Origin of the sequence: Marinobacter sp. CA1, from assembly GCF_020546665.1 — a bacterium.
GTDB classification, from domain to species: Bacteria; Pseudomonadota; Gammaproteobacteria; order Pseudomonadales; family Oleiphilaceae; genus Marinobacter; species Marinobacter xestospongiae.
Genome location: NZ_CP071785.1, coordinates 3,438,533 through 3,464,203, shown reverse-complemented (window position 1 = coordinate 3,464,203; position 25,671 = coordinate 3,438,533). Strand labels below are relative to the sequence as shown.

Annotated in this window: 20 protein-coding genes; 14 read left to right on the top strand and 6 right to left on the bottom strand. The window is 60.4% G+C overall.

Annotated features, from left to right (window positions below):
* Window positions 1-18 precede the first annotated feature (18 nt).
* The 5 genes from adk (at window position 19) to J2887_RS15800 (ending at window position 3,547) form a co-directional block, all read left to right on the top strand.
* Window positions 19-669: an adenylate kinase gene (gene adk / locus J2887_RS15820; RefSeq protein WP_227172061.1), complete on the top strand. Its 651-nt coding sequence runs from the start codon at window positions 19-21 to the stop codon at window positions 667-669.
* 16 nt (window positions 670-685) lie between these two features.
* The gene (gene tsaB / locus J2887_RS15815) at window positions 686-1,384 is read left to right on the top strand and encodes a tRNA (adenosine(37)-N6)-threonylcarbamoyltransferase complex dimerization subunit type 1 TsaB (RefSeq protein WP_227176150.1); all 699 of its coding nucleotides are present in this window, start codon (window positions 686-688) and stop codon (window positions 1,382-1,384) included.
* 29 nt (window positions 1,385-1,413) lie between these two features.
* A complete protein-coding gene (locus tag J2887_RS15810; protein ID WP_227172060.1) occupies window positions 1,414-2,211 on the top strand; it encodes an undecaprenyl-diphosphate phosphatase in 798 nt (265 codons plus the stop codon).
* A 179-nt stretch (window positions 2,212-2,390) separates the two neighbouring features.
* Window positions 2,391-2,750, top strand: a complete 360-nt coding sequence (locus tag J2887_RS15805) for a UDP pyrophosphate phosphatase (RefSeq protein ID WP_227172059.1) — start codon at window positions 2,391-2,393, stop codon at window positions 2,748-2,750.
* Entirely contained in the window at window positions 2,750-3,547 is a 798-nt protein-coding gene (locus J2887_RS15800) for a class I SAM-dependent methyltransferase (RefSeq protein WP_227172058.1), read from the top strand. The genes J2887_RS15805 and J2887_RS15800 overlap by 1 nt, the downstream gene beginning before the upstream one ends.
* Window positions 3,548-3,566: 19 nt before the next feature.
* Here the strand turns inward: J2887_RS15800 and plsB are convergent, their stop codons facing one another.
* Entirely contained in the window at window positions 3,567-6,032 is a 2,466-nt protein-coding gene (plsB, locus tag J2887_RS15795) for a glycerol-3-phosphate 1-O-acyltransferase PlsB (RefSeq protein WP_227172057.1), read from the bottom strand.
* 153 nt (window positions 6,033-6,185) lie between these two features.
* On the opposite strand from plsB, the gene nudC reads away from it, so the two are divergent.
* Window positions 6,186-7,001: an NAD(+) diphosphatase gene (nudC, locus tag J2887_RS15790; protein WP_416381919.1), complete on the top strand. Its 816-nt coding sequence runs from the start codon at window positions 6,186-6,188 to the stop codon at window positions 6,999-7,001.
* Complete coding sequence (murI, locus tag J2887_RS15785; RefSeq protein ID WP_227172055.1) at window positions 6,998-7,810, top strand: glutamate racemase; 813 nt, start codon at window positions 6,998-7,000, stop codon at window positions 7,808-7,810. The genes nudC and murI overlap by 4 nt, the downstream gene beginning before the upstream one ends.
* A 14-nt stretch (window positions 7,811-7,824) precedes the next feature.
* On the opposite strand, the gene J2887_RS15780 is transcribed toward murI, so the two are convergent.
* Together J2887_RS15780 and J2887_RS15775 are read right to left on the bottom strand one after the other, a co-directional pair.
* Window positions 7,825-8,832, bottom strand: a complete 1,008-nt coding sequence (locus J2887_RS15780) for a DUF2156 domain-containing protein (protein WP_227172054.1) — start codon at window positions 8,830-8,832, stop codon at window positions 7,825-7,827.
* A gap of 54 nt (window positions 8,833-8,886) precedes the next feature.
* Entirely contained in the window at window positions 8,887-9,540 is a 654-nt protein-coding gene (locus J2887_RS15775; protein WP_227172053.1) for a class I SAM-dependent methyltransferase, read from the bottom strand.
* A 471-nt stretch (window positions 9,541-10,011) separates the two neighbouring features.
* On the opposite strand from J2887_RS15775, the gene J2887_RS15770 reads away from it, so the two are divergent.
* Entirely contained in the window at window positions 10,012-10,809 is a 798-nt protein-coding gene (locus tag J2887_RS15770; protein ID WP_227172052.1) for a substrate-binding periplasmic protein, read from the top strand.
* A gap of 28 nt (window positions 10,810-10,837) precedes the next feature.
* Here J2887_RS15770 and J2887_RS15765 read toward each other — a convergent pair whose 3' ends face one another.
* Both J2887_RS15765 and J2887_RS15760 read right to left on the bottom strand, forming a co-directional pair.
* Window positions 10,838-13,018 carry an EAL domain-containing protein gene (locus J2887_RS15765; RefSeq protein WP_227172051.1) on the bottom strand — a complete coding sequence of 727 codons (2,181 nt, stop codon included), beginning with the start codon at window positions 13,016-13,018 and terminating at the stop codon, window positions 10,838-10,840.
* A complete protein-coding gene (locus tag J2887_RS15760) occupies window positions 13,011-14,972 on the bottom strand; it encodes an HDOD domain-containing protein (protein WP_227172050.1) in 1,962 nt (653 codons plus the stop codon). Before J2887_RS15760 ends, J2887_RS15765 begins: the two co-directional genes overlap by 8 nt.
* A 411-nt stretch (window positions 14,973-15,383) precedes the next feature.
* Here J2887_RS15760 and J2887_RS15755 point away from each other — a divergent pair, with 411 nt between their 5' ends.
* The 6 genes from J2887_RS15755 to J2887_RS15730 all read left to right on the top strand — a co-directional run bounded on the left by J2887_RS15755 (window position 15,384) and on the right by J2887_RS15730 (window position 24,657).
* Entirely contained in the window at window positions 15,384-16,697 is a 1,314-nt protein-coding gene (locus J2887_RS15755) for an AAA family ATPase (protein ID WP_227172049.1), read from the top strand.
* A 377-nt stretch (window positions 16,698-17,074) separates the two neighbouring features.
* Window positions 17,075-18,610, top strand: coding sequence for a fatty acyl-CoA reductase (locus tag J2887_RS15750; RefSeq protein WP_227172048.1), 1,536 nt, complete (start codon window positions 17,075-17,077; stop codon window positions 18,608-18,610).
* Window positions 18,611-18,861: 251 nt separating this feature from the next.
* Window positions 18,862-20,808, top strand: a complete 1,947-nt coding sequence (gene acs, locus J2887_RS15745) for an acetate--CoA ligase (RefSeq protein WP_227172047.1) — start codon at window positions 18,862-18,864, stop codon at window positions 20,806-20,808.
* Between the two features lie 40 nt (window positions 20,809-20,848).
* Window positions 20,849-21,514, top strand: coding sequence for a response regulator (locus J2887_RS15740; RefSeq protein ID WP_227172046.1), 666 nt, complete (start codon window positions 20,849-20,851; stop codon window positions 21,512-21,514).
* A 453-nt stretch (window positions 21,515-21,967) separates the two neighbouring features.
* On the top strand, window positions 21,968-23,065 hold the full coding sequence (locus J2887_RS15735) for a fatty acid desaturase family protein (protein ID WP_227172045.1): 1,098 nt from the start codon (window positions 21,968-21,970) through the stop codon (window positions 23,063-23,065).
* A 122-nt stretch (window positions 23,066-23,187) separates the two neighbouring features.
* On the top strand, window positions 23,188-24,657 hold the full coding sequence (locus J2887_RS15730) for an IS1182 family transposase (RefSeq protein ID WP_227172044.1): 1,470 nt from the start codon (window positions 23,188-23,190) through the stop codon (window positions 24,655-24,657).
* A 96-nt stretch (window positions 24,658-24,753) separates the two neighbouring features.
* On the opposite strand, the gene J2887_RS15725 is transcribed toward J2887_RS15730, so the two are convergent.
* Window positions 24,754-25,620, bottom strand: coding sequence for a tetratricopeptide repeat protein (locus J2887_RS15725; protein WP_227172043.1), 867 nt, complete (start codon window positions 25,618-25,620; stop codon window positions 24,754-24,756).
* Between the last annotated feature and the right edge of the window lie 51 nt (window positions 25,621-25,671).

The window sequence follows — 25,671 nt, the reverse complement described above, 5'->3', positions numbered from 1 at the left end:
TAACGGGAGCACAACGATATGCGAGTGATCATGTTAGGCGCGCCGGGAGCCGGCAAGGGAACCCAGGCACAGTTCATTACCGAGCGCTTCGACATTCCCCAGATCTCCACCGGCGATATGCTGCGTGCCGCGGTGAAGGCCGAGTCCGAGCTGGGTCTGCAAGTCAAGGAAATCATGGCCACCGGTGGTCTGGTATCTGATGACATCATCATTGGTCTGATCCAGGAGCGGGTGACACAGGAAGACTGCAAGAACGGCTTCCTGTTGGATGGCTTCCCGCGCACCATCCCCCAGGCTGAGGCACTCAAGGACCAGGGGATTGGCATCGATTACGTTGTTGAGATCGCCGTTGAGGACGAAGAAATCGTCAGTCGCCTGTCCGGCCGTCGTGTGCACGAGGCCAGTGGCCGCACTTACCACGTCAAGTACGATCCCCCCAAGGTGGAAGGCCGGGATGATGAAACCGGCGAGCCGCTGATCCAGCGCGAAGACGACAAGGAAGACACCATTCGCAAGCGCCTTGAGGTATACCACAGCCAGACCGCGCCGCTGGTGGACTACTATCAGGACTGGGCCGGCAAGGACAATGCCGCACCCAAGTACGTCCGGGTTGAGGGTATCGGTTCCCTTGACGACATCCGTGACGCCATCCTCAGCCAGTTGAAGTAACCCTGTGACCAAGACCCTGACCCTGCTGGCGCTGGACACGTCGTCCGAGGGCTGCTCTGCAGCTCTCTGGAACAATGGCCAACTCAGTGAACGATTTGAGCTCGCGCCACGGGGCCATACCCGCCTGCTGATGCCGATGATCCGGCAGTTGCTGGCGGACGCGGGTCTGGTGCCGGCGGACCTGGATGCCCTGGCTTTTGCCCGGGGGCCCGGTTCCTTCACCGGTCTGCGCATTGCCACCGGGGTGATTCAGGGCCTGGCCTATGGGCTCAAGGTGCCGGTGGTTCCGGTATCTTCACTGGCGGCCGTGGCCGCGGACGCCTGTGAGCAATTGGCGTTGGCGGAAGGCGATGGGGTTGCCGTCGCTTTCGATGCCCGCATGGACGAGGTGTACCTCGGCGGTTTCGAGATCCGGGACGGCTTTCCGCTGGCCATTGCCGAGGAGCGGGTTTGCGCTCCGGAGCAGGTCGAGCTGCCGGACGGCCCTCAACGCTGGTATGGCGTCGGGTCCGGTTGGCAGTATCGCGAAAGGATGTCCGAGGAGGTGCCCGCCGCGATGGCCCGGATTGATGACAGCCTCGTTCCTCGCGCTGGCTGGGTGGCTCGATTGGCGGCGCAGAGCCTGGCCCGTGGCGAACCCGGTGTGGCTGCCAATGACGCTCAGCCAGTGTATCTGCGTAACACCGTTGCCTGGAAAAAACTGCCTGGCCGCTAGGCCACCCCGGCCTTTCGGAGATCCTCGCCATGGAACTGTGGCACATCATCGTGCTGTCCATCATTCAGGGGCTTACCGAGTTCCTGCCCATCAGCAGCTCTGCCCACCTGATCCTGCCGTCGCAACTGCTGGGCTGGCCCGACCAGGGCCTGGCGTTTGACGTTGCCGTCCATGTTGGCACCCTGGTCGCGGTGGTGTGGTACTTTCGTCAGGACGTATGGCGGCTGGCCGGACACTGGCTGGGCGATACTGCCCGTGGCCGCATTGGCGCGGACAGTGGATTGGCCTGGGCCATCATTGTCGCTACCATTCCGGCAGGGCTTGCCGGTATTCTGTTTGAAGGTTTGATCGAGTCCCAGCTGCGTTCCGGTCTGGTGATTGCTGCGTCCACCATTGGCTTTGGTCTGGTGCTCTGGTGGTCCGATGCGATTGGGCGCCGACAGCGGGGGATCGAGAGCCTGCGCTGGCGTGATGCCCTTATCATCGGTCTGGCCCAGGCCCTGGCCCTGATTCCTGGGACCTCGCGCTCCGGTATTACCATGACTGCGGCGCTGTTCCTGGGCTTTGGCCGGGATGCCGCCGCACGCTTTTCGTTCCTGTTATCGATACCGCTGATCGCGGCCGCCGGCATGCTCAAGACCGTTGAGCTGATCGGGCAGGGCGAAGGTGCCGACTGGCTGTCGATCGGTCTGGGCACCGCGCTGTCCTTTGTCAGCGCGGTATTGTGCATCCATCTGTTCCTGAAGTTTCTGGAGCGGCTGGGGCTGATGCCCTACGTCATTTATCGGTTATTGCTGGGCGGCCTGTTACTGCTCATGCTGTGGTAGCGTTTTTTTGAGCTGGCGAAAAAATGAACATTGGGCTTCCGTTTTTGGCCAAACCCTTTCATACTGGAGTGGCCTGACGTCTGTCGGTGTGGGGGTACGACCTCCAGCCTGACGACCAGGCCGTTCATTCTGGACACGGCTTTTGATGTTCAAGCCGGCATCTATTGGTTGAGAATCCCATGATTAACGGTATCGGTTCCGGCGCCAATTATCCCCTGCAACCTGGCAACGCGCAGCTGCGTGAGCGCTCGGATGCGGCGCGAACGCCGGCGGCCACCCCGGATCAGAGCTCCGAGGAGGTCCGTCAGGATCTTGCTGCGCCCGCGGTAAACGCGGCCCAGGGACCGGCGGACGATCGTGGTGAGCTTGGTACCCGTCGGGTGGAAGCCCGTCGTGCGGCCGAAGATGTTCAGCTGGAGCGTTTCCGCGCTGACGAGCTGCCACTTAATGCGTCCAAGGCATTGAACACTTTTGCCGATGTCGCGTCCCAGCGTGAAGGCCGGGATGTGGAACTGGCGGGGATTGATATCCGCGTCTGATGCCTGATCCTGGTTCCATTGCCGTGGCCTGCGGTCCCCTCGGGGATGCGCTGGCAGCCCAGTCCCTCTCTCAACAGCTTGACCTGCCGTTCCTTGGCAAGGTAGAGCCTCGCCACGTTAGCAGTCATGCCCTTCTCTTGTTCTTCGACGATCTGGGGCTTGGCCTGCAGATGACCGGGAAAAAAGCACCGGGTCCGGTGCGGGCGGAATTTGCCCGAGGCAAGGCCGGCTATCGTCGCGAACACGGCGGTGGCACCGGGCAACTGGTTGCCCGCGCCGTCGGGCTGCAGAAAACCCGTCACAGCCTCCATGTGCTGGATGCCACCGCCGGTCTGGGCCAGGATGCGTTCGTGCTGGCGGGTCTGGGCTGCGAGATGACGCTGTTTGAGCGTTCCCCGATAATTCATGCCCTGCTGGCGGATGGCTTGCAGCGGGGGCTACTGAACGAGCAGGCTGCGCCGGTACTGAGCCGAATGACGCTCCAGGCTGGCAGCAGTATCGACTGGCTCAGCCAGGCCGATGCGCCGGTCGCGGACGTGGTGTACCTGGACCCGATGTTTCCGCACCGCGACAAGGCGGCACAGGTGAAAAAGGAAATGCAGCTGTTTCGGCCGGTGGTGGGCGACGATGATGACGCGCCGGCCCTGCTGACGGCCGCATTGGCGGCGGCGCGCTACCGGGTGGTGGTGAAGCGGCCGCGAAAGGCGCCAGCCATTGAGGGCCCGGAACCGGCCACCCGCCTGGAAGGCAAAAGCAGCCGCTACGACATCTATCCGATCAAGGCCTTGCCTCAGTAATCGACCGTCACCGGCGCCTTCAGGCGCCGAGCATGGTGACCTGCTGGATCGCCTGGCGTTTTTCCACTGTCAGCACCAGTCGGGCGTCTTCCGCCACTTCATCCAATCCCTCGGAGTAACACAGCTGGCCGTTGTCGTCGGTGGTCAGTACACCATTCTTCTGTAGGTTGGCAATGAAGTTGCGGAACAGGGTCTTGTCGAAAAATTCCGGTGCGTTGAGACCAAACAGAATCGACATCCGCTCCGCCAGCAGGGTGCTCTGTTCCTCAAGCTCCGCGGCACTGATTTTGCCCGAGCCGTAGCGCCTGAGAATGGCAATGGCGATGTGGTAGCGCTCCAGGGTCTGGATGATGAAGCGGGACAGGCTGCGCAACCGCAGCATGGCGTCGGTGCCTTCTTCGGGACGGCACAGCCGGTCGCCATCAGCCCGCAACAGACCCTTGTCCACCAGTATGTCGATCCACTGGTGGAACGCCGGCTCGGCATTGTCAGCGGGGTAGTGCAGGAACAGCTCTGACTGGATGTAGGGGTACACCAGGCTGCACAGGGTGACCACCTTGTCCCGGGACAGGGAGCGGTTGTTCTCGAACAGGCAGGCGATCAGCGCCGGTAACGCAAACAGGTGCTGGATGTTGTTGCGGTAGTAGGTCATCAGTATGGCATTGCTGCCCTCCAGACCGATGATGTCACCCAGCTTCTGGGGTTGCCGGGTGACCAGCCCCATGCTTTCACAGTAGGCCAGCCAGTCCTGGCCGCTGCCGTCCGGAAGGGTCACGGTGTCGGCGTAGGGGAAGGCCTTGAGCAGCTCTGCAAACTGGTCCATCAGCCTTACCAGTTGGCGCTCGTCCATCGCCAGGCGCTCGGTGCTGAGCAGTACGGTGGCGGTCATGCCGATGGGGTTGACGGCCACCGAGGCGTTGATGCGGTTGGCCACTTGAAGCGACAGGTTTTCCACCGCCTGGTTGAGCCAGCTGGGACGATAGTCGGCGTCGTAGGCCTCCTGACGCCAGCTGGCGTGAGTGTCATCAAGCACGTCGGACAGGTGGATGGCCTCGCCAAAGTTGACCGCAACCCGACCAAATGAATTGCTGAGCTTGCGCACGGTCTTGGCCAGCCCCAGCACGCTTTCTTTCTGCTTCTTCTTGCCCCGGAGTTCGCCCAGATAGGAGCGGCCTTCCATCACTTTCTCGTAGCCGATGTAAACCGGCACGAATACGATGGGCTTGCGGTGGTCGCGCAGGAAGCTGCGCACGGTCATCGACAGCATGCCCGGCCGCGGCGGCAGCATGCGACCGGTGCGGCTGCGGCCACCTTCGACAAAGTATTCCACCGAATAGCCGCGGGAGAACATCACGTGCATGTACTCGTTGAACACGGTGGCGTAGAGCGGGTTGTCGCGGAAACTGCGGCGCATGAAAAAGGCGCCACCGCGACGCAGGATCGGGCCCACCACCGGCATGTTGAGGTTGATGCCGGCGGCAATGTGCGGTGGCATCAGGCCATTCTTGTAGAGCACGTAGGACAGCAGCAGATAGTCGATGTGGGAGCGATGACAGGGCACATAGACCACGGCGTTGTCCTGGGCAACATCCTTGACCACTTCGATGTTGTTGATGGCGATGCCGTTGTAGATCCGGTTCCACAGCCAGCTCAGCACCACCTCCAGAAAGCGGATGGTGACGATGGACATGCTGGCCGCGATCTCATCGGCGTACTTACGGGCCTTGGCGCGAACTTTCTCTGGGGGAATATCGTCGCGACGGGCAGTCTCCCGAATCGCCTCCTTGACCGCCTGGGTGCGGACCAGGCCCTCAACCAACGTGCGGCGATGAGACAGGTCCGGCCCGAGGACCGCCTGACGCACCCGGCGGAAATGGGTACGGAGAATGCGGGCCAGTTTGCGGATCGCTCTTGGCTCGTTGTCCTGGTACTCCGACACCACCTGTCGCAGGGACACCGGGCGATTGAACTGGACGTAGGTGTTGCGGCCGTGGACCAGGATGATCAACAGCTTCTGCAGGCGCCCGGCCACCGACCAGGTGTCTGACAGCAGCAGTTTGAACAGCGACTTTTCCTTGTCTGGCGAGCGGCCCCAGAACAGCGATACCGGCACCACCTGGATGTCCTGCTCGGGGTGGGCCAGGCCATACTGCACCAGGGCCTCCATCTGAGGTGTCAGTCGCGGAGCCTGGCGGCGGCTGAACAGACCGCCAACCCGCCGGTACAGAAACACGAAAGACTGGGCCGGGCCCTGTTCCAGCGGCAAAGGCACCTCTGCTCTGGGCAGACCGGCTCGTCGGACTTCCTGTTCCAGCACCAGGCGGCTGGATAGGGAGCTGTACTGGAGCACGTAACAGACCGGTTTGCCGTCCTCCAGCGCCAGCTCTTCCCGGTCAGCGCCACTGACGTCGGTCCGGACCCAGAGAAACAGAACTTTCCGGAAAACCGTCAGGAAAAGGCCCCAAATTTTCGGGAAGAGTCGCATAAGTTGTGTGCTCCGGTCTTAAAAACAGGGGCTAAGTTTACTTGCTTGCGGCGGTAGCGGAAAGCCGCAGCATGGGTCGTCGCGCCTTCAGGCCCCGGCAGCGGCTGTGGTACATTGCCTGCTTAGAATCCTCAGGGGAGAATCCTGGTGACAATGGACTTTGAGCCGGGCTGGACCCGGGTATCGCCCGGGCCCGATGCGGTGGTTGCCGGCTTTTGTCACGGTCGGGTCGTGACCGTCGGTGAACGCTGGTTGCTGGACTGGCCGGAGGCCCAGCCGGCATTGGCGGAGGGCACCGAGCCGGTGCACGTGGGCCAGCTGGGAGATCGCCCGGTCTATGTGGTGGAACTGGCGGAAGATCGCCTGCCCGGGGCGGCGGAGCTGGTGGCGCTGCGTGATGCGCTGTTGTTCCAGCCGGATGCGCCTGCGGAACTGCTGGGCACCGCATTTCAGGTGCAACAGTGGTTTCAGGATCACCGTTTCTGCGGCCGCTGCGGTCAGCAAACCGGCTTCCACAGTCACGAACGGGCACGCTGGTGTGGCAGCTGTGAAATTCCCTGGTACCCCCGTCTGGCGCCCTGTGTGATCGTGGTGATCTGTCGAGGCGACCGCTTCCTGCTGGCCCGCTCGACGCGCATGAAGCAGCGTATGTTCAGCCTGATTGCCGGCTTTGTGGAAGCGGGAGAGTCGGTGGAATCCGCCGTGCAGCGGGAGGTGCTGGAGGAAACCGGACTCCGGGTCAGCAACGTGCGTTACCAGGCCTCCCAGCCCTGGCCCTTTCCCCATCAGTTGATGCTCGGCTTCTTTGCCGATTACGACAGTGGGGAACTGGTATTGCAGGAGGATGAGCTGGTGGAAGCGGATTGGTACCACCCCGACAGCCTGCCGCCGGTGCCGCCGCCCACCACCATTGCCGGTCGTCTGATTGCGGCGATGATCGCCGAGCTGCAGGCGGAGTCTAGCCGTTGAAACCATCCCGTGTGCTGGTGTTTGACTCCGGGCTGGGCGGATTGAGCGTTGCCGGCTGTATTCGCCGGACCCTGCCGGCCCTGGAACTGGTGTACCTGGCGGACAACGCCCGCTTTCCCTATGGCGACCAGGCCGAGGAGACGGTGGTCGAGCACTCGGTTAAGCTGATGGAGCGGACCCTGGCGGTGTATCCTGCCGACATGGTGGTGGTGGCCTGCAACACGGCCAGTACCGTGGTCCTGCCAGAGCTGCGTCAGCGCATTGCCTTGCCGGTGGTGGGCGTGGTTCCGGCCATCAAACCGGCGGCCCAGCTGTCCGACAACCGTTGCCTGGGGCTGTTGGCGACGCCCGCCACGATTCGTCGGCCGTACCTGGATCAGCTGGTGGCGGATTATGCTGCCGATTGCCAACTGACCCGCATTGGTCATCCGCAACTGGTGCGTTGGATCGAACAGTGGGTTGGTGGTGCCGAACTGCCCCTGGCGCAACTGGACCAGGCATTGGCGCCGTTTCGCAATGCGGAGGTGGACACCGTGGTGCTGGGCTGCACCCATTACCCGTTGATCAGCGAAGCTCTGCGTTCCCTGCTGCCGACGGTCCGCTACTGGGTGGATTCCGGTGACGCCATCGCCCGTCGTGTAGCCTATCTTTTGGACATGGCGCCGACAGCTGAGCAGTCGGTGCTGGCGCAACCGTTGGTCGCGGCGCTGTTCACCGGTGCCGTTCCCACCGGGGTTGAGTGCTTCATGGCTGGACTGGATCTGGCCGACGGCCCGTTTGTCGCTGACTGGCAGCCTGAGTCGGCGTGATCGGGACGGCCCGGTTACAGCAGCCGGGTCAGCTTGAACATGGCAAGGAACTCCAACGCCGGAACGCTGCGGCGATGGCTGCAGTAGGTCTTGCTGACATCGCCACGGAAGCGTGATTTGGTGAACTCCAGGCCCTTGAAGTTATAGAGGAAGTTGCCATGCTGGTAGAGTCGGTGAAACAGCCGTTTCAGCAGCCGGCTCTCCTGGCGCTCAAGCGAGTCGTCCAGAGACAGTGGAATCAGGCCGAGATCGAGATAGGGTACCCCTTCGGCCTGGAATACCTCCATGGCGTGCGCCATCAGGGTGTAGAAGATGCCCTGGCGGAAGTTGGCATTGGCCCGGCTGATGTTAGGCACGTAACTGATGATCCGGTTGTTGTGGTAGATCGGATCGAAGTAGATAAACCCCACCGCTTTGCCGTCCTGGTAGGCATAGAAGTGACGCTCGTTCTCCCGATACGTCATCTGCATGGGACGGATCAGGAAGCGGATTTCATTGCTCTTGCACTTGCGGGTGCGAATCCAGGCCTCGGAGATTTCCCGGGTATGATCGTCACTGAAACGTTCCCTGACGGTGATGCCGTTCTTTTCTGCCTGGTTGAGCGCGGTACGAATGGTCTGTTTCTTCTTGCCCTTGAGGCTCCAGGCGGCCAGGTCGATCCTTGATTCACTGCCGAACTGGGTGCCATAGAGTCCGAAGCGCCGGTGAAGGATCTCCACCACCGGCTCAGTGACCTGAACGTAGGAGGCATTCGGATACCGCTGGTGAAAGCGTTCCAGTATCAGCTCGAAATGCTCTGGAGCCGTCACCGGGTCGGACAGGACGAAGGTCATTCCCCACTTGCGCATGAAGCCGATGTAGCCAATCCCGGGCAGATCAAAGTAATCCATGTCCGGTTGCAGGGTTGAAAAGGACTGGGAGTGGGTGCCGAACTTCTTGAGGTAGTCCACCCGCTCGGTGAAACTCAGCTTACCCTCCTGAAGCCCGTCCGCGGCTTCAAGCGTCAGGATCTGATTCGTCATTGTTGCTGTCCCCACGGTGTCTTTTGTTGTTGGATGGGAAGGGGAGGCGGTCGGTTAGGCCTGTTTCTGACCCAATATTGACCAGTAGCAGTCCATGTTCAGCAGTTTGAAGTGTTTCTTGGTGGTGACCCGCAGTCCCAGGCGCTGCATGTGCTCGGGGTAGTTGTAGATCTTGTGGAAGGCGTTGTTGGCGAACAGCCAGAAAATGAACACCGCCAGATACCAGTAGGCTTTCTTGAACAGGCGTGACAACAGGTTGCCCGTGGGGTAGCAGAAGTCCCCAACGACGACCTTGGCGTCGGCCTTGCCCAGTTTGATCAGATGCTCGAGGACCTTGACCATCATCTCCTCGTCGAACACGTTGAGGAAGAAGTTGGCCACGACCATGTCGTACTGTCCCACCTCGTCCACTTTCATGATGTCGCCATGGACCCGGCGTATCTTGAGATTGGGAGCGTCGGTCTGGAGTGCATCGGCAAACTTGCGCAGCATGGTTTCGGACAGGTCCACCACGGTGACCTCTGCGCCCAGCTCCGCGGCGCGAATGGCGTCACGGCCATGGCCCACGCCGGCAAACAGAATCCGGTCGCCCGGCTTGACGGTTTCCACATCCAGCATCGCGGTTTTGCAATGGTGGATGTTCTTGCCGCTGTACAGGTTGCTCAGGAAGTCGTAGACCGGGCCAATGTATTTGTACTTGTCGCGCATGTTGGTGTCCGCCTGTTGTTGTGGTTAGTAGCAGTGGCGCCTAGGGTTTCGTTGGCGCCAGATCCGTATCGGCGTTGTCTGGGATACGGGTTTTTTCTGCCATTGTGGCGAGTGTCTGCTGGCAGCTTAGAGAAGCAATGGCAGGAGTTTTGTGTAGCAGGCCTCATTTTCGGATACATTGCGTTACGTTTCGCTACGCTTTGCAAACTGCTTCAACGTTTGCACTCCAAGTGTCCGACAATCCGGGTGAGGTGTGCCAGGGCCTCTGTGCCGTGTGTGATCGGCGATCAGGCCAACTATACTCGGGGTGGGCGGGCGCTCCAGGCAGGGGAGGGTCGTTGACTGCGGCCAGGTGAGGCTGACCGACCCCGAAATTACCAGGCGCAAGGCAATCCGGGAGGATTGCTGAGCCGTTGGAGGCGTTGTGTGAGTCGAGCTGGAAACAGATTGTTTTGCTGGGCGCTGGTCGGAATGATGGCCGCCGCGGGAGTTTTTGCTGATGATGAGGGCACTTTCCCCGATGACGCGGGCTCTGAGTCAACCATCAATTATCTGGTGGTGGCGGACAAGACCGGGCCTTTTCAGGTGGTTCATGAAGGACAAAGCCACGGCGGGGTTATCTCGGATGTGGTGGATCGGCTGGTGGAAGGTTCCGGGATAACCGTTCGCCATCATGTCTTTCCGGTCAATCGCCTGCTGCATGAGGTTGCCAGGGGGCGGGTCAAGAACTGGATCGCCTTCGATGCGCCGGTCTGGGATTCGTTTCGGGGCAAGGGGCGATACCTGATGGAGCCGTTGTTCCTTACCCGTCACGTGATGCTGACCTGCAATCCGACCATCGACAGCCCGATTCGATCCGTCCGGGATCTCCATGGTCGTTCTGTGGTGACGTTACGGAACTTCCGCTACCCGGGGCTGGAGTCAGCGGACGAGACGCTGCGCCTGGTGCCGGCCGATAACTTCAGGACCGGACTGGAACTGGTGAGTCTGTCGCGGGTGGACGGTTTTGTCGAAATGGCGTCCCGGCTACGCTATCACCTGAGTCACTTCGACGGTCAGCGGGATTGCATGCGGGAGGTGGACATCAGCTCGGTGGTGCCCAACTACCCGGTCTACCTCGTCGTTGATCAGGACATGCCGGCGGAGCTCATTGCCATGCTGGACACCCGCCTGGAGGCGTTGGTTGCCTCCGGCGAGATGCAGCGGATCTGGCAGCGCTATGTGCCGGTCACCCTGCCTTCGGACATCCAGGTCAAGGTTCACGACTAGTCGACTGCTCTCTACGTTGCTTTGCCCATTACACCGCAGTGACGTTCTGCGCCAGACGATCCCTGCTGAGACTGCGGCGGATGAACTCCGCTGGCTGGGCCGGGCCGTAGAAGAAACCCTGGACCTGATGGCAGCCCAACTGGCGCAGATAGCACAACTGGGCATCGGTCTCGACCCCTTCCGCCACAATCTCCAGTTTCAGACCGTGAGCCATGGCGACAATGGCGTTGACAATGCAGGCGCCGTCCTCGCTGTTGCGAATGCCCCGGATGAACGACTGGTCCACTTTCAGGGTGTGGATTGGCAGCCGATGCAGGTAGTTGAGGGAAGAGTAGCCGGTACCGAAGTCATCAATGGCAATGCGCACGCCATAGTCTGCCAGCTCCCGAAGCTTTTGGCTGATCTGTTCCAGATCGTTCATGATCACATTTTCGGTGATCTCGATCTCCAGGTTGTGAGGCGGAAACTGGTAGGTGCGCAGCTGCTCCATCAGTGTATGAACAAAACGCGGGTGTTCAACCTGGATCGGTGACAGGTTGACGGCCAGCCGCAGGTCGTCGTGACCATCGTGAATCCACTGGCCCACCTGGTGACAGGCCTTGGCCAGCACCCGTTCGCTGAGGTCGTCAATGAGCTTGGTCTCCTCCGCGAGGGGCAGGAAATCCGGCGGGTACAGTAGGCCGCGCTCTGGATGTTGCCATCGAACCAGTGCTTCCAGGCCGACAATCCGGTTGGTATTGGCACAAACCTGGGGCTGGTAATGGACCCGCAGTTCGTCCCGGTCCAGCGCCAGCCGCAGATCCCGCTCCAGACTGAGCCGGTTGGCGGTATCGATGCTCATGGTGTCGGAGTAGAAGCGGTAGTCTCCCTTGCCTTTCCCCTTGACGTGATACATCGCGATATCGGCGTTCTGGATCAACTGGTCTAGAGAGTCGCCGGCATCCGGAAACACGGCAATGCCAATGCTGATGCCGACGAAGACCTCGTGATCGCCCAGCTGGAATGGCGGCTGCAGCGCACGGATCAGCTTGTTGGCAATCTGGCGGGCATCCTCCTTGCCGTGAATTGCGGGCAGCAGCAGGGTGAACTCGTCACCACCAAACCGGGACAGGGTGTCGCCCCGACGCAAACACTCTTCCAGCCGGCGGGTGACCGCCTGCAGCAGCCGGTCACCCATGGCGTGGCCCAAAGTGTCGTTAATGACCTTGAAACGGTCCAGGTCGAGAAACATCACCGCCAGCTTCTGACTGTTGCGTCGGGCCTGAGTGATGGCCAGATTCAGCCTGTCCTTGAACAGCGCGCGATTGGGCAAGCGGGTCAGCAGGTCGTGGTAGGCTTGGAAATTGATGAACGCTTCTGCCTCCTTGCGTTCCGTAACATCCCGGGCGGTGCCGTAGATGCGGGCTCGTTGGCCAATGGCGCGTTCCTCCGGGTCGTTGGTGTGAGGCCAGGTATCCGGGTCGATGGGAAAGGCGGTGACCTCAAAGTGGCGGTTGGCCCGGCGGCTGCCCCGGGTCTTCATCCGCACCTCCAGCGTGCGGGGGTTGTCGGCACTGACGCTGGCGTCCTGGAGGGCGTAGGTGCCGCGAGTGATATCCTGGTCATCCAGCAGCAGGCCGAAATGCTCGCCGATCAGATCGGTCGGGGTGTAGCCAAGCAGAGAGTTGACCTTGTTGTTGATGAAGCAGATGCGGCCGGCCTTGTCGAGCACAAAGACGATGTCAGGCGAGCTGTTGACCAGGTAGCGGTGCAGGGCCTCGGATTTTTTCAGTCGATGCTGGACCTTGGCGTGGTCGCGGATCAGTGAGCGCTGCCCCAGCACGTTGCGAACTGTTTCCAGCAGCTCATCCGGGGCGAAGGGCTTCTTTACGTAATCCAGGGCACCCCGGCGCAGGGCGCGACTGACAGAGGTAAAGGTGCTCTCGCCGCTGATAACGATGACTCCGCAGTGCGGCTGAACATCCTGGGCATGGGCCATGACTTCGTAGCCGTCAATCTCCGGCATGTGCAGATCCAGCAGGGCCAGGTCGAAGTCCTGGTTGTCCAGGGCTTCGCAGGCGGCGGGGCCACCCAGGGCCTCGGTGACGGTGTGGCCGGCGCCGCGCAGCAGATCTGCAAGGCCTGCCAGCAGGCGTTGGTCATCGTCTGCAACCAGAAGTTGGGCGGGGCGCTCGGCCCGGCTCAGGTGGGTGGGCAGGTCCCTAGTCATCTGCGCTGGCCTGTGTCTGTCGGGAATGGTCGGGAAGGTCGGCTGCCGGTAACAGTATCCGGAATTGAGTGCCGCTGTCTCCGGTTCGGCAACTGATGTGGCCTTCCATGTCATCCACCAGCTGTTTGGTAATACTAAGGCCAAGACCGCTATGGCCGCAGCCCTTGGTGCTGGATACCGGCTGGAACAAGCGTTGCTGAACGCCCGGCGGCAACCCCGGGCCATCGTCCTCCACCGACAACTCGACCCAGCGTTGGCCATTCTGCCAGACCGGGGTAATGGTGCGCAGCCACACCCGTCCGCGTTCACCAAGCGCTTCGGCGGCGTTGCGGACCAGGTTGATGATCAGTTGGCGCAACTGACTGCGAGGCACGGTGATATCGGCGGCCACAGGGCACAGGTCCAGAGCCAGCACCCGGTCGTCGCTGCTGAACAGGCTGTCCCGGAACAGTGGCTGTAGGGCGACCAGCTCGCTGTTCAGCTCCACCGCGTCGGTGGCGGGGCGGGTATCCGGGGTGTCCGGCTGGCCCAGCTGCAACAGTAACCGGCTGGCGCGCTCAAGCTCTTCGCGGATAACGGTAAGATCCTGCTGCAGGTCATCCGCCAGAGCGCGGTGCTGTAACTGGTGTACGTATTGGCGAACGATGGTCAGCGGGTTGCTGATTTCGTGAATCTGGCGTTGCAGGGCGGCGGTTGCCGCAGGGGGAGCGCTCGGGCTTGGCTGGGGCAGGGCCAGGGCTCGAGCCAGGCGCTGGCAATACCGTATCGCCAGCGGTGGTGCTGGCTGTTCTGGCTGGCTCAGACCCAGAACCAGGACGCCGAAAGATTGGCCCTCTGTGGCCACCGGTAGGGCGATCAGCGCGGCAGTGCCCAGCAGGCCGAGCAGTTGCTGGTCCAGCACGGTGGCTGAGCCGGGGCTGATCGGGGCGGGCTGGCCGTCTGCGTAAGCCCGCGTGAGCGCGCTGTGCGCCGGTTCGGCATCCAGCGTCATGGTGGGCAGGTCGCCGTGGCTGCGCCCCAGCAGCACCAGAGCGTCATCCTGAGTACCAAAGCTCAGGGCTGGCAGGCCGGTGATCAGGGTCAGTGTTGCCGCGGCTTGTTGCAGGCTGGCGGCTGGCTGCGCCTGTTCCAGTAACGCCTGCTCGGCCACGGCTTGTCGCAGTGCCTGGCGGCCAGACGTAGGGGAATAGTCGCCATCCAATGGGATATCAAGCGTTAAGGCGAATGCGTCTACTTCATGATCGATGCGGCGCTTGATTTCCAGCGTCAGTTCCTCGCCCAGATCGAAGACGGTCATCGCTGAGTGCAGTCCGGCGGCGTCGGACAGGGCCAAACGGGTCGACAGATTGATCAGCTTTACCAGATGGCTGGCATCGCCAATGTCGTCTGGTGGTGCCTGCTGGTGACGCATGGCATCGGCAGCCATGGCACCAAGCCCCCAGGCCTCGGCCAGTCGGGCGGCCAGCAAGGGATGTTGTTGCAGCAGCCGCTGTCGCCGGTCCGGGTCTGGCTCTCGCAGTGCGACCAGTTCACCGATGTTGTGCAGCATACCTAGCAGGAACGCTTCGGCGGGCTCGGGATACCGGGTCAGGGTGGCGAGGGCTTTCGCCAGCAGAGCGGAGGTCAGCGAGTGGCGCCAGAAATCCCGCAGCTGTTGCCATTGTTCACTGCCCAACTCCTGCATCAGCTGCTGCAGGGCGGCGGTCAGCACCAGGGTTTCGATCTGGCGGGTGCCCAGTCTCAACAGGGCCTGGTCCAGACTGCGGATGGTGCCGCAACGGCCGTACAGGGATGAGTTCGCGAGAGACAGTATCCTTGCCGTAAGGCCGGTATCGCTGGCCAGAATGGCCGCAATAGCACGATGGCCTTCACCATTACGGCAAGCCTCCAGCGCTTTCAGGCTGACCTCCGGCAGGCTTGGAAGGTCAATAGCGGGCAGTGTGGTCTGATCCATGGTTGATGGTTGCGCAGCCGAGTCTTCAGAAAATAGGGCGTGGAATGCGCCGGTCCTGGGGTGTGTTGCCAGGGTTAGTGGCGCCCCTCACCATTGGCGTCTTATGTGACGCTTCGTTCACTTTTATTATGTGCTGGTTTCATCTGAGGCTCCGCAAATCATAAATTATAGTTGTGACACTTGCATTCCTTATAACCACCTATCTGATCACAATGTGAACAAAAATCTGGCGCAACGGAACTGTAAATTCATGTCAACTCTTTGGCGTTGACGCTAATCTGGCCTGACGTTGCCTACCGGTTGTCAAAAAGTCGCGTTACACTCGGTTGCGGGCGGCCCGCGACCACACGGTCGGGAAACGGGTTACCTGATTTTGGATGTTCTATGACTCGCGGTAACGGACTTTCTCTCATGGCTGGATCTTCCAGACCCTCTGCGACCAGGACCCACATTCCCCGCATCCTGGCGGTGACTGGTGGCAAGGGTGGGGTTGGTAAGACATCGATTGCCCTGAATCTGGCCTTGACCCTGTCCCGGGAGGGGGTGCGGGTATTGTTGCTGGACGGTGACACCGACCTTGCCAATGTCAGCATCATGCTGGGGCGCTATCCCGAACGCAGTCTGGCGCAGGTGGTTGCCGGTGAGTGTGAGCTGGAGGACGTGGTGATGTCGGGGCCCTTTGGTCTCGATATTGTCCCCGGGGCGTCCGGGGTTCAGGAGTGCCTCAATCTCAATGCTGACCAGAGCCTGGGACTGCTGAAGGGGCTGGCGCGCCTGGAGCGTAACTACGACTATGTAGTGATCGACACCGCCGCTGGTCTGCAGGCGGTCAACCTGCACATGATTGCCGCTGCGGCTCTGGCCTGTGTGGTGGTGACGCCGGACCCGACCTCACTGACAGATGCCTTCTCCCTGCTCAAGGTCCTGAAGCGTCGTGGCTATGGCCGCACGCCCAGCGTGGTGGTCAATATGGCTCGGGGGGCGAGCCAGGCCCAGTCGGTGTTCCAGCGACTGGATGCCGCTTCGCAGCGTCATCTTGGGGTGCGCCTGCATTACCTGGGGGCGGTATGGCGGGATGAGACCCTGCAGCAATCGATTCAAACCCAGCGCCCGGTAGCACTGCTGCCGGAGAGTGATCCGTCGTGCCGCCAGTTCCGGTCACTGGCCGACATGCTGGGGGTGCGGTTTGCCCAGTTGCCAGCCCGCAAGGCCGGCGTCGCAGCCTACTGGCATCGGGTCTCCAGTCGTGGGCGTCGTGACGTTGCCGCTGTGCCTCAAGATCCTCAGGCGCAATGTCGGGATCTGGTGCGCCAGTTGGGCGACCTGCTGGCGGCCGAGGGGGATGCTGCGGTGCTTCGTTATGAGGCGTTCAATGCCGTGTTTGCCCTGTTGGGGCGCAGTCTGGACAGTGAATCCATCGAGATCGTGCAGACTGGGCTCGCCGCCCTTGACTGGGAAGCGCTGGCGGCCGATCAGCGCGCCCATCTGGCCGTTCACCTGCGCCAGCTGGCAGACCGGGTGGCCCCGGGCGAGACGGCGACGCCAATGCCGGAAACTGCATCGAAATCAATGTCGGAACCGCTGGAGCCACGCTATGACCGGGTTCGCTTTGGCGACCAGAGCCAGTTGACCCGGGCGTTGCGGGAGCAGCCTTCGGATGTTTCCCTCGATGAGTTTCTACAGACCCTGTCACCCTCCGGCAATCGCGAGCCGGGCGAGGATTGACACCCTGTCACTGACCGCTCTGCGGCCCGCCAAGCTTGATTTTCAGACACTTGTCACGGCTCTCCAATCTTTAATCCGGGTTGGTGCTTTTCTTTGCTGTATGTCACCGCAATGTCATGCACACTGTGCAAATATTGGCCTGATCTGACGGGGCTGGCCTGCTTCCTGCAAACGCTTTTCTGGCAAGCGCCCGGCAAACGTTGCGGAATGCCGCGGCCTGTCGCCGCAGTCTGCGCCACTCCCGAGATAGTAAGGGATCCATCAAGAGACTCCCGGCGATAACAAAACCTTTTCGGTCGAGCGACGCTCAGGGATGACCGGAATGCATGACGATTTTCCAGAAACACTGACCTCTTATAGAGAAGGAGTTCCACATCATGACTGAACCGTCCTGTGAGATTGACGAAGCCAGTTCCAACGTGCTGACCCGGCTACGGGGCAAACAGGTGCTGATCACAGGCACCACCGGCTTTCTTGGCAAGGTAGTGCTGGAGAAGCTGATCCGCTCGGTTCCGGACATCGGTGGCATTCACCTGCTGATCCGGGGCAACAAGCGTCACCCCGATGCCCGTGACCGCTTTCTGAACGAAATTGCCTGCTCTTCGGTGTTTGAGCGCCTGCGGCTGGAGGATGCCGACGGCTTTGATGACTTTGTCGAGAACCGCCTCCATTGCGTCACCGGAGAAGTGACCGAGCCCCGCTTCGGGCTGTCAGAAAAGGACTTTACCGCCCTGGCAGGGCGCGTTGACGCGGTGATCAATTCAGCCGCCAGCGTCAATTTCCGGGAAGAGCTCGACAAGGCGCTGGCCATCAACACCCTGTGCCTGAACAACATCACCGCCTTTGCCCAGGCGGGTGGCGATGTGCCGGTGATTCAGGTTTCGACCTGCTACGTCTATGGCAAGAACAGCGGCAGCGCACTGGAGCAGGTGGTGGCGCCAGCCGGTGACGACATCCCGCGTCATGACGATGGCTATTACGAGATTGACGACCTGGTGCGACTGCTGCAGGACAAGATTGCCGATGTCCGCGCCCGCTACACCGGCAAGGTTCTGGAGCGCAAGCTGGTGGACCTTGGCATCCGCGAAGCAAACCACTACGGCTGGAGTGACACCTACACCTTTACCAAGTGGCTGGGAGAGCAGTTGCTGCTGAAAGCCCTGGCCGGAAAGTCACTTACCATCCTCCGGCCCTCCATTATTGAAAGTGCGTTGGAAGAGCCGGCGCCGGGCTGGATTGAGGGCGTTAAGGTAGCGGATGCCATTATCCTGGCCTATGCCCGCGAGAAGGTAACGGTATTTCCGGGCAAGCGCACTGGCGTCATCGATGTCATCCCGGTGGATCTGGTGGCCAACAGCATCATCCTGTCGCTGGCGGAAGCCCTCGCTGAGCCGGGGCAGCACCGCATCTACCAGTGCTGCAGCGGCGGTCGTAATCCCATCACCCTGGGCGAGTTCATTGACCACCTGATGGAAGAGGCCCGTACCAATCACGCCGCCTACGATCAACTGTTCTATCGGCAGCCCCGCAAGCCGTTCATGGCCATCGATCAGCGTCTGTTCGATGCCCTGATCAGCGGTGCGCGCCTGCCATTGTCGGTGGCTGGCCGGCTGCTCAGGTTCATTGGCCACACCCGGGAACTGACGCTGTTGAAGAATCTGGACACCACCCGCTCCCTGGCAACGATCTTCGGGTTCTACACGGCACCTGACTACGTTTTCCAGAACGATCAGCTGCTGGCCCTGTCCGAGCGCATGGGTTCGGCTGATCAGGCCCTGTTCCCGGTGGATGCCCGTCGCATCGACTGGGAGTATTACCTGCGCAAGATCCATCTTGCCGGTCTCAACCAGTACGCCCTCAAAGAGCGCAAGCTCTACAGCCTGAAGTCCCGCCGTACCCGTCAGGCCGCCTGACGCCGTGGCAGGCCCCCGTCATCGGGGGCCTGCTTTACTCCCCGTGTCTCCTGTCTATGCTTGGGTGTGGTACCGAAAAAGCCCCCAAGTGGCCTGATCCACAAGTGCCATTTTGTTAGGACGTTGGTCTAATTCATTGACGAACTGCCCGCATGGTGAACTATAGGGAATCCGTCTCCATAGCCCCAGTGGCGCTTTCACTACAATACTCACAACGATGAACAGACTCACAATAAAATGAGGGGAGCACAATGACTGAGAAGCACGTTTACCCGGTCAATCCGGATTTTGCCAAACGGGCCCTGATCACCCGGGAGCAGTACGATCAGATGTACCGTCAGTCAGTCGACGAACCAGATGCGTTCTGGGGCGAGCACGGCAAACGGCTTGATTGGATCAAGCCGTACACTAAAGTGAAAAATACCACCTACGATTACAACAACCTGTCCATCAAATGGTTCGAGGACGGAGAGCTCAATGCCTCCTCCAACTGCCTGGACCGTCACCTGGCAACCCGGGGCGACCAGACCGCCATCATCTTCGAGGGCGACGACCCGGCGGAGTCCCGTCACGTCAGCTACCGTGAACTGCACGAAGAGACCTGCAAGTTTGCCAACGTCCTCAAATCCCAGGGCGTGAAGAAAGGGGATGTGGTCACCATCTACATGCCGATGATCGTCGAAACCGCCGTCGCCATGCTGGCCTGCGCCCGCATTGGTGCGATTCATTCGGTGGTGTTCGGTGGCTTTTCGCCAGAGGCGCTGGCAGCGCGGATCGACAACGGCAAATCCCGTTTTGTGATCACCGCGGATGAGGGGGTTCGTGGCGGTCGCAAGATCCCGCTGAAGAAGAATGTCGATGCGGCCCTGCGGAATGAGAACCTTGGCAGTGTCGAGAAAGTTGTGGTGGTGTCCCGCACCCAGGGCGATGTGCCCTGGAACGAAGGCCGGGATGTACGCTACGAAGAGCTGATGAAGGACGCCTCCGCCGATTGTGCGCCGGAGCCGATGAACGCCGAAGACCCGCTGTTCATGCTGTACACCTCCGGTTCCACCGGGGCGCCCAAAGGTGTACTGCACACCACTGGCGGCTATCTGGTTTACGCGTCCATGACTCACCAGTACGTGTTTGACTATCAGGATGGCGACGTTTACTGGTGCACCGCCGACTTTGGCTGGGTCACCGGCCACAGTTACATCCTCTATGGGCCGTTGGCCAATGGTGCCATCACCGTGCTGTTTGAAGGGGTGCCAAACTACCCGGACAGCTCCCGCATGGGGCAGGTGGTGGACAAGCACAAGGTGAACGTGCTTTACACAGCGCCGACCGCGATCCGCGCCCTGATGGCCGAGGGTGAGTCCTGTATGGCAGGCACCACCCGCGAGTCCCTGCATCTGCTGGGCTCGGTGGGGGAACCCATCAACCCCGAGGCTTGGGAATGGTACCACCGGGTCATCGGCGACAGCCGCTGCCCGATCGTGGACACCTGGTGGCAGACCGAAACCGGCGGTATCCTGATCTCACCGCTGCCTGGTGCGTTTGATCTCAAACCTGGCTCTGCGACGCTGCCATTCTTTGGCGTGCAGCCGGCGCTGGTAGACAATGACGGCAACGTTCTGGAGGGAGCCACCGAAGGCAACCTGGTGATCCTCGACAGTTGGCCGGGGCAGATGCGTACCATCTATGGCGACCACGAGCGTTTCGTCCAGACCTATTTCAGCACCTACAAGGGCATGTACTTCACCGGTGATGGCGCCCGCCGCGACGATGACGGCTATTACTGGATCACCGGGCGTGTGGATGACGTTCTGAACGTCTCCGGTCATCGCCTGGGCACCGCCGAGGTGGAAAGTGCGCTGGTGGCCCACGATCTGGTCGCTGAAGCCGCGGTGGTGGGCTATCCCCACGACATCAAGGGGCAGGGCATCTACGTCTACGTCACTCTGGTGCAGGGTGAAGAGCCGTCCGACGAGCTCAAGAAGGAGCTGGTACAGTGGGTGCGCAAGGAAATCGGTCCCATCGCGTCACCTGATGTGATTCAGTGGGCGCCGGGCTTGCCGAAAACCCGGTCAGGGAAGATTATGCGCCGTATTTTGCGTAAAATTGCGGCTAACGAGCACGATCAATTGGGCGACACCTCCACGCTGGCCGATCCCAGTGTGGTGGATGAGCTCATCAATCATCGTGAATTCCAGTAAGGCCTGGCGACAGGCCTGACACCTGTGAGGACTCTGTTGAATGGCACAACAAATTATCATCGCCGATGATCACCCCCTGTTTCGGGCAGCCCTGAAGCAGGCGGTCAACCAGGCAGTACCTGATGCCGAAACGGTGGAAGTGGAAAGCATCAAGGCGTTGCAGGCGGCGGTGGAGGCCCATCCGGATGCGGATCTGGTCCTGCTGGATCTGAACATGCCGGGGGCTCACGGCTTCTCCGGGCTGGTGTTCATGCGTGGACAGTATCCGGGGCTGCCGGTGGTGGTTGTGTCAGGCTCTGAGGAGCTCCAGGTGATGCGACGCTCAATCGACTACGGCGCCTCCGGCTTCATCCCGAAGTCGGCGTCGCTGCCCACGATCACGGAGGCCATTCAGGCTGTGCTGGAAGGCGACGTCTGGCTGCCGGATGGTGTGGCAGAGAAAATTGAGCGACTGCAGGCCGATGCCCCCGACTTCTCCGAGAAGCTGGCATCACTGACACCGCAACAGTTCCGGGTGCTGGGGATGCTCGCCGAAGGCCTGTTGAACAAGCAGATCGCCTACGATCTGGACGTGTCGGAGGCCACCATCAAGGCTCACATCACGGCGGTGTTCCGCAAGCTGGGGGTGCGCAACCGCACCCAGGCGGTAATCGCCATCCAGCAGATGGAGATCGATCCTTCGGATACCTCATTATCCGGTAGCTGATCCAGGTCGCCCTACGGGCACTGGCCAGCGTGAAAACAGAAAGCTCCCGGGCTGTGGCTCGGGAGCTTTTTTTATTTCCGGAGGTTGTTCTGGCTGTTCTTCTCCTGTCCCTGTCCCTGTCCCTGTCCCTGTGCCTGTGCCTGTGCCTGTGCCTGTGCCGTTGGCGATGCCTGCCGTGTCATATTCCCCAACTCAGACAGCCGTCTCTGGTTAATGCAATATTCGGATAGAGGTACGGGTGTTCGCAAATTATCGAGATCTTGGTGATCGTTTGGAAGTGTTTCTCAGAAATGGAAGTCTATATAAATTCATTTTTAATCAAGCTATTGCTAGTTTTTCGGTATTCTGGCCGGTTGTTTTGTAATCAAATGTTTATGTAAATGCCATTGCTTTGTCACAGGCAGTTCTGTAAATTCAGCTAACAAATGTACGCTGAATTTCGTAGGTGATTGAATGAACGCAGCTGTCAAACCCGAATCGTTTGAGACCAGTGGTTTCGGCTTCCAGGATGAACGCAAGCTTCGCGACGACATGCGTAAGGAGCTGCCAGCGGATACCTTTCAGGCCCAGACCTGGCGGGTCATCTGGTTCCTGCCGCTCCAGCTGGTGATCTGGGGAGGGATTGCCACCATTCTTCTGGCGGGTCTGCCCTGGTATGCCAACCTGGGCCTGGCTTTGCTGGTGGGGCACACCATTGGTTCCCAGGCGCTCCTGGCGCATGAGGTACTGCATGGTGCGCTGGGTATGAGCAAGCGTTGGCAGAACTTTTTTGGCTGGCTCGGGTTCGGCCCGCTGATCGTCCCGCCCGAGTTCTGGCGCAAGTGGCATAATGTAGTGCACCACGGCAACACCAACATGGGCGATGTAGACCCGGACAGCTTTGGTACCCTTCGTCGCTACCGGGTGGACCCCAAACAACAGAAGTTCACCAAGCTGGCACCGGGGTCAGGCACCTGGTACAGCTACCTGTTCCTGACTTATTCGTTCACCATGCATGCGCAGCTGGTGCTGTGGTTCCAGGCCAAGCGTCGCAAGCTTTTCAAGGGCTTTGACCGCAAGAAGGCCATCCGCCAGACCTACCTGTGCGTGGCGGCCTGGGCCGTGCTGGCGATCCTGTCCGGGCCGCTGGCGGTGTTTACGGTGTTGATCCCGTTCATGGTGGCAAATGCGCTTGGTCAGGGGTACATCCTCACCAACCACTTCCTGCGCCCGCAGACGGTCAGCAACAACCCGCTGGACAACTCCATGAGCCTGCGCAGCAACCCGATCCTGGACCGACTGCACTACCGCTTCAGCCATCACGTGGAGCATCACTTCTTCCCGAAGATGTCTTCCAACAAGGCGCCGCGGGTGCGGGAATGGCTGGAACAGCATCATGGCGACCGCTATATGGCAATGCCTCACAGCACTGCGATCAAGTATCTGTACACCACACCGAGGGTCTACAAGTCGGCCACGGAGCTGGTGGACCCCATCCGTCCGGAGCGGGTATTTGATCTGATGCCACTGCAATCCCGGTACTCGGCCACGACGTTCCATCAGGCCGGATAACCGGAAGGCACCGTGAAAACAAAAAGGCACGCCCATGGGCGTGCCTCAGACTGCTGACAAACTCTCGCCATGGTAGCGGGGGTTTGTTGTAATTGGGTCAGCGACTTTCCAGAGGCTGCCCCATGCTCAAAGAGCCCTCCCCACAACAACACGAACTCGAGATGGTCTGTCTCGAGTCCCTGGTTCCTGAAACCCATCTGCTTCGCTCAATCGATCACGCCATTGATTTCGAGTTCATTCGTGAGCGTGTACGGCACCTGTATTGCGCGAACAACGGCCGCCCGGCCCTTGATCCGGTGGTGTTGTTCAAGATGCTGTTTCTGGGCTACCTGTTCGGTATCCGCAGTGAGCGGCAGCTGGTGCGGGAGATTCAGGTCAATGTGGCCTACCGCTGGTTCCTGCGTTTCAACCTGACCGACAAGGTGCCAGATGCCTCCACGCTGAGCCAGAACCGCCGTCGTCGCTTTCATGACAGCCACATCTATCAGGAGATCTTCGATGAGATCGTGCTTCAGGCCATGAGGTACGGCCTGGTTGGTGGCGAAGTGCTCTACACCGACAGCACCCACCTCAAGGCCAACGCCAACAAGAACAAGTACGACCTGGCACAGGCGGAAGTGAAGGTGGTGGATTACCTGGAGAGTTTGGAGCAGGCGATCGAGAGCGACCGCAAGGCTCATGGCAAGCAGCCGCTGAAAACGAAGTTGTCCGAGCAGCCGCCCAAAATGAAGGACACCAAGGTGAGTCGTACCGACTCGGACAGCGGTTACATGGTGCGGGAAGGGAAACCCAAGGGCTTCTTCTATCTGGACCACCGGACGGTGGATGGGCGTCATGCCATCATCACAGACAGTTACGCGACCCCGGCCAATCTCCATGACAGCCGGCCTTACCTCGATCGGTTGGACCGCCAGCGAGAACGCTTCGGTTTTGACGTCTGGGGTGTGGGGTTGGATGCGGGGTACTACACGGCGGGTCTCTGCAAGGGCCTGGAAGACCGGGGCATCTATGGCGTGATGGGCTACCGACGCCCCAACAAGCCCAAGGGCTATCTCCCCAAGCGCGCCTTCACCTATGACCCGGAAACCAATACCTATCGCTGCCCCGAGGGACAGTTACTGATCTACGCCACCACCAACCGGCAGGGCTACCGGGAGTACAAGTCCAACCCGGTTCACTGCAAAGACTGCCCGCTACTTGGTCAGTGCACGCGCAGCGCTAACCACGTCAAGGTGCTCACCCGCCACGTTTGGCAGGACTGCAAAGAACGAGTCGACCACAACCGATTAACGCCTTGGGGCAAGGCGCTGTACAAACGACGGCAAGAGACGGAGGAGCGCTCGTTCGCGGATGCCAAGCAGTTGCATGGCCATCGCTATGCTCGATTGCGAGGGCTGTCAAAGGTCCGCGAGCAATGTCTGTTGGCTGCGACTGCCCAGAACATGAAGAAGATCGCGCAGCTCCTGGCGCGTATTTTGGGGCTGAAATCGCTCGCAGCACTGGTCTTACAGGCATCAATCCTGGCATGGACTCAAAAACTGGTTGATAGGAAGTATCGACGAGGAAGGCTGACTCAAGCGACCGTCGGCTGAAAACAGAACGACCAAATGCAACAAACCCCGGAAAACCGGGGTTTGTCAGCAGTCTGGCACGTCCATGTGGGCGTGCCTTTTTTTGCCTGATGGCAATTAGCGGCAAGGTGTGATCGCATGGTAGTCGAAGGGGGTATCCTCCGGCTCATAATGCCAGGCAATCCGGTGTCCGTAGGCTCGCTCTAGACATCGGTAACTCGCCAGTTGTCGGTGGAAATTGGCGGAATTGTCTTCGAGCACCTTGAGCCTCTGGATGCCTTCCCCCTGATAGTGGAGCGCCTGGTCGAAGTCGCCGTTGGCCGCAAAGATCGCGGCGGTTATTTTGTAGTCGATCGGATGATCCGGCCACTCCGAATCAGTCATGATCTCATTCAGAAGTCGCTGGGAATGGGGCGGGTTCCTGTAATTTTCGTCTGGATGCGCGACCAGCCACCAAGCATAGTGGGACTTTGCTGTGCTGCCGTCATCATGCTCGATCGCACGTTCGTACAGGAGCTTGGACAAACGATGGTTTCTCTCAACGCCTATGCCGAATCCATAGGCTGTTCCCAGCAGCCGGAGCGCCGGTGCGTAGTCGGCGTAATTATCTGAGCGAAGCAGGTTCGCCGCAGTTTCATCGTTGGCTGGATCGCCGTCGTAGAACATCCACTGTGATTCGGCCAGAACCGTGAAGTAGTCAATTACTTGGCCCTGATGTACGTCCTCCAGGCTTCGTGCCAGCTTCAGGTATTTCTCTGCGCTGTCGAAGTCGGCCGGAATCTGATCGCCGGACAAGTAAAGAAAGCTTGCGAGCAGCGCCGCATACTTGCTTCCCGCCTGAGCGGATCTCTCAAGATACACCAGGGCTTCCTGGTCCCGGTCCTCTTCGACCAACGCAATCGCTCTGCCTGTGTCTGTTGTTGCACAACCTGTTGTAGCCAGCAGCAGGCCGCCGGCTACCAGTGATTTGATGGTGTGAATCACTACTAAAGTTCCTTTTTTAACATTCCATATTGGGCAAAGGGAGGCCCTGAC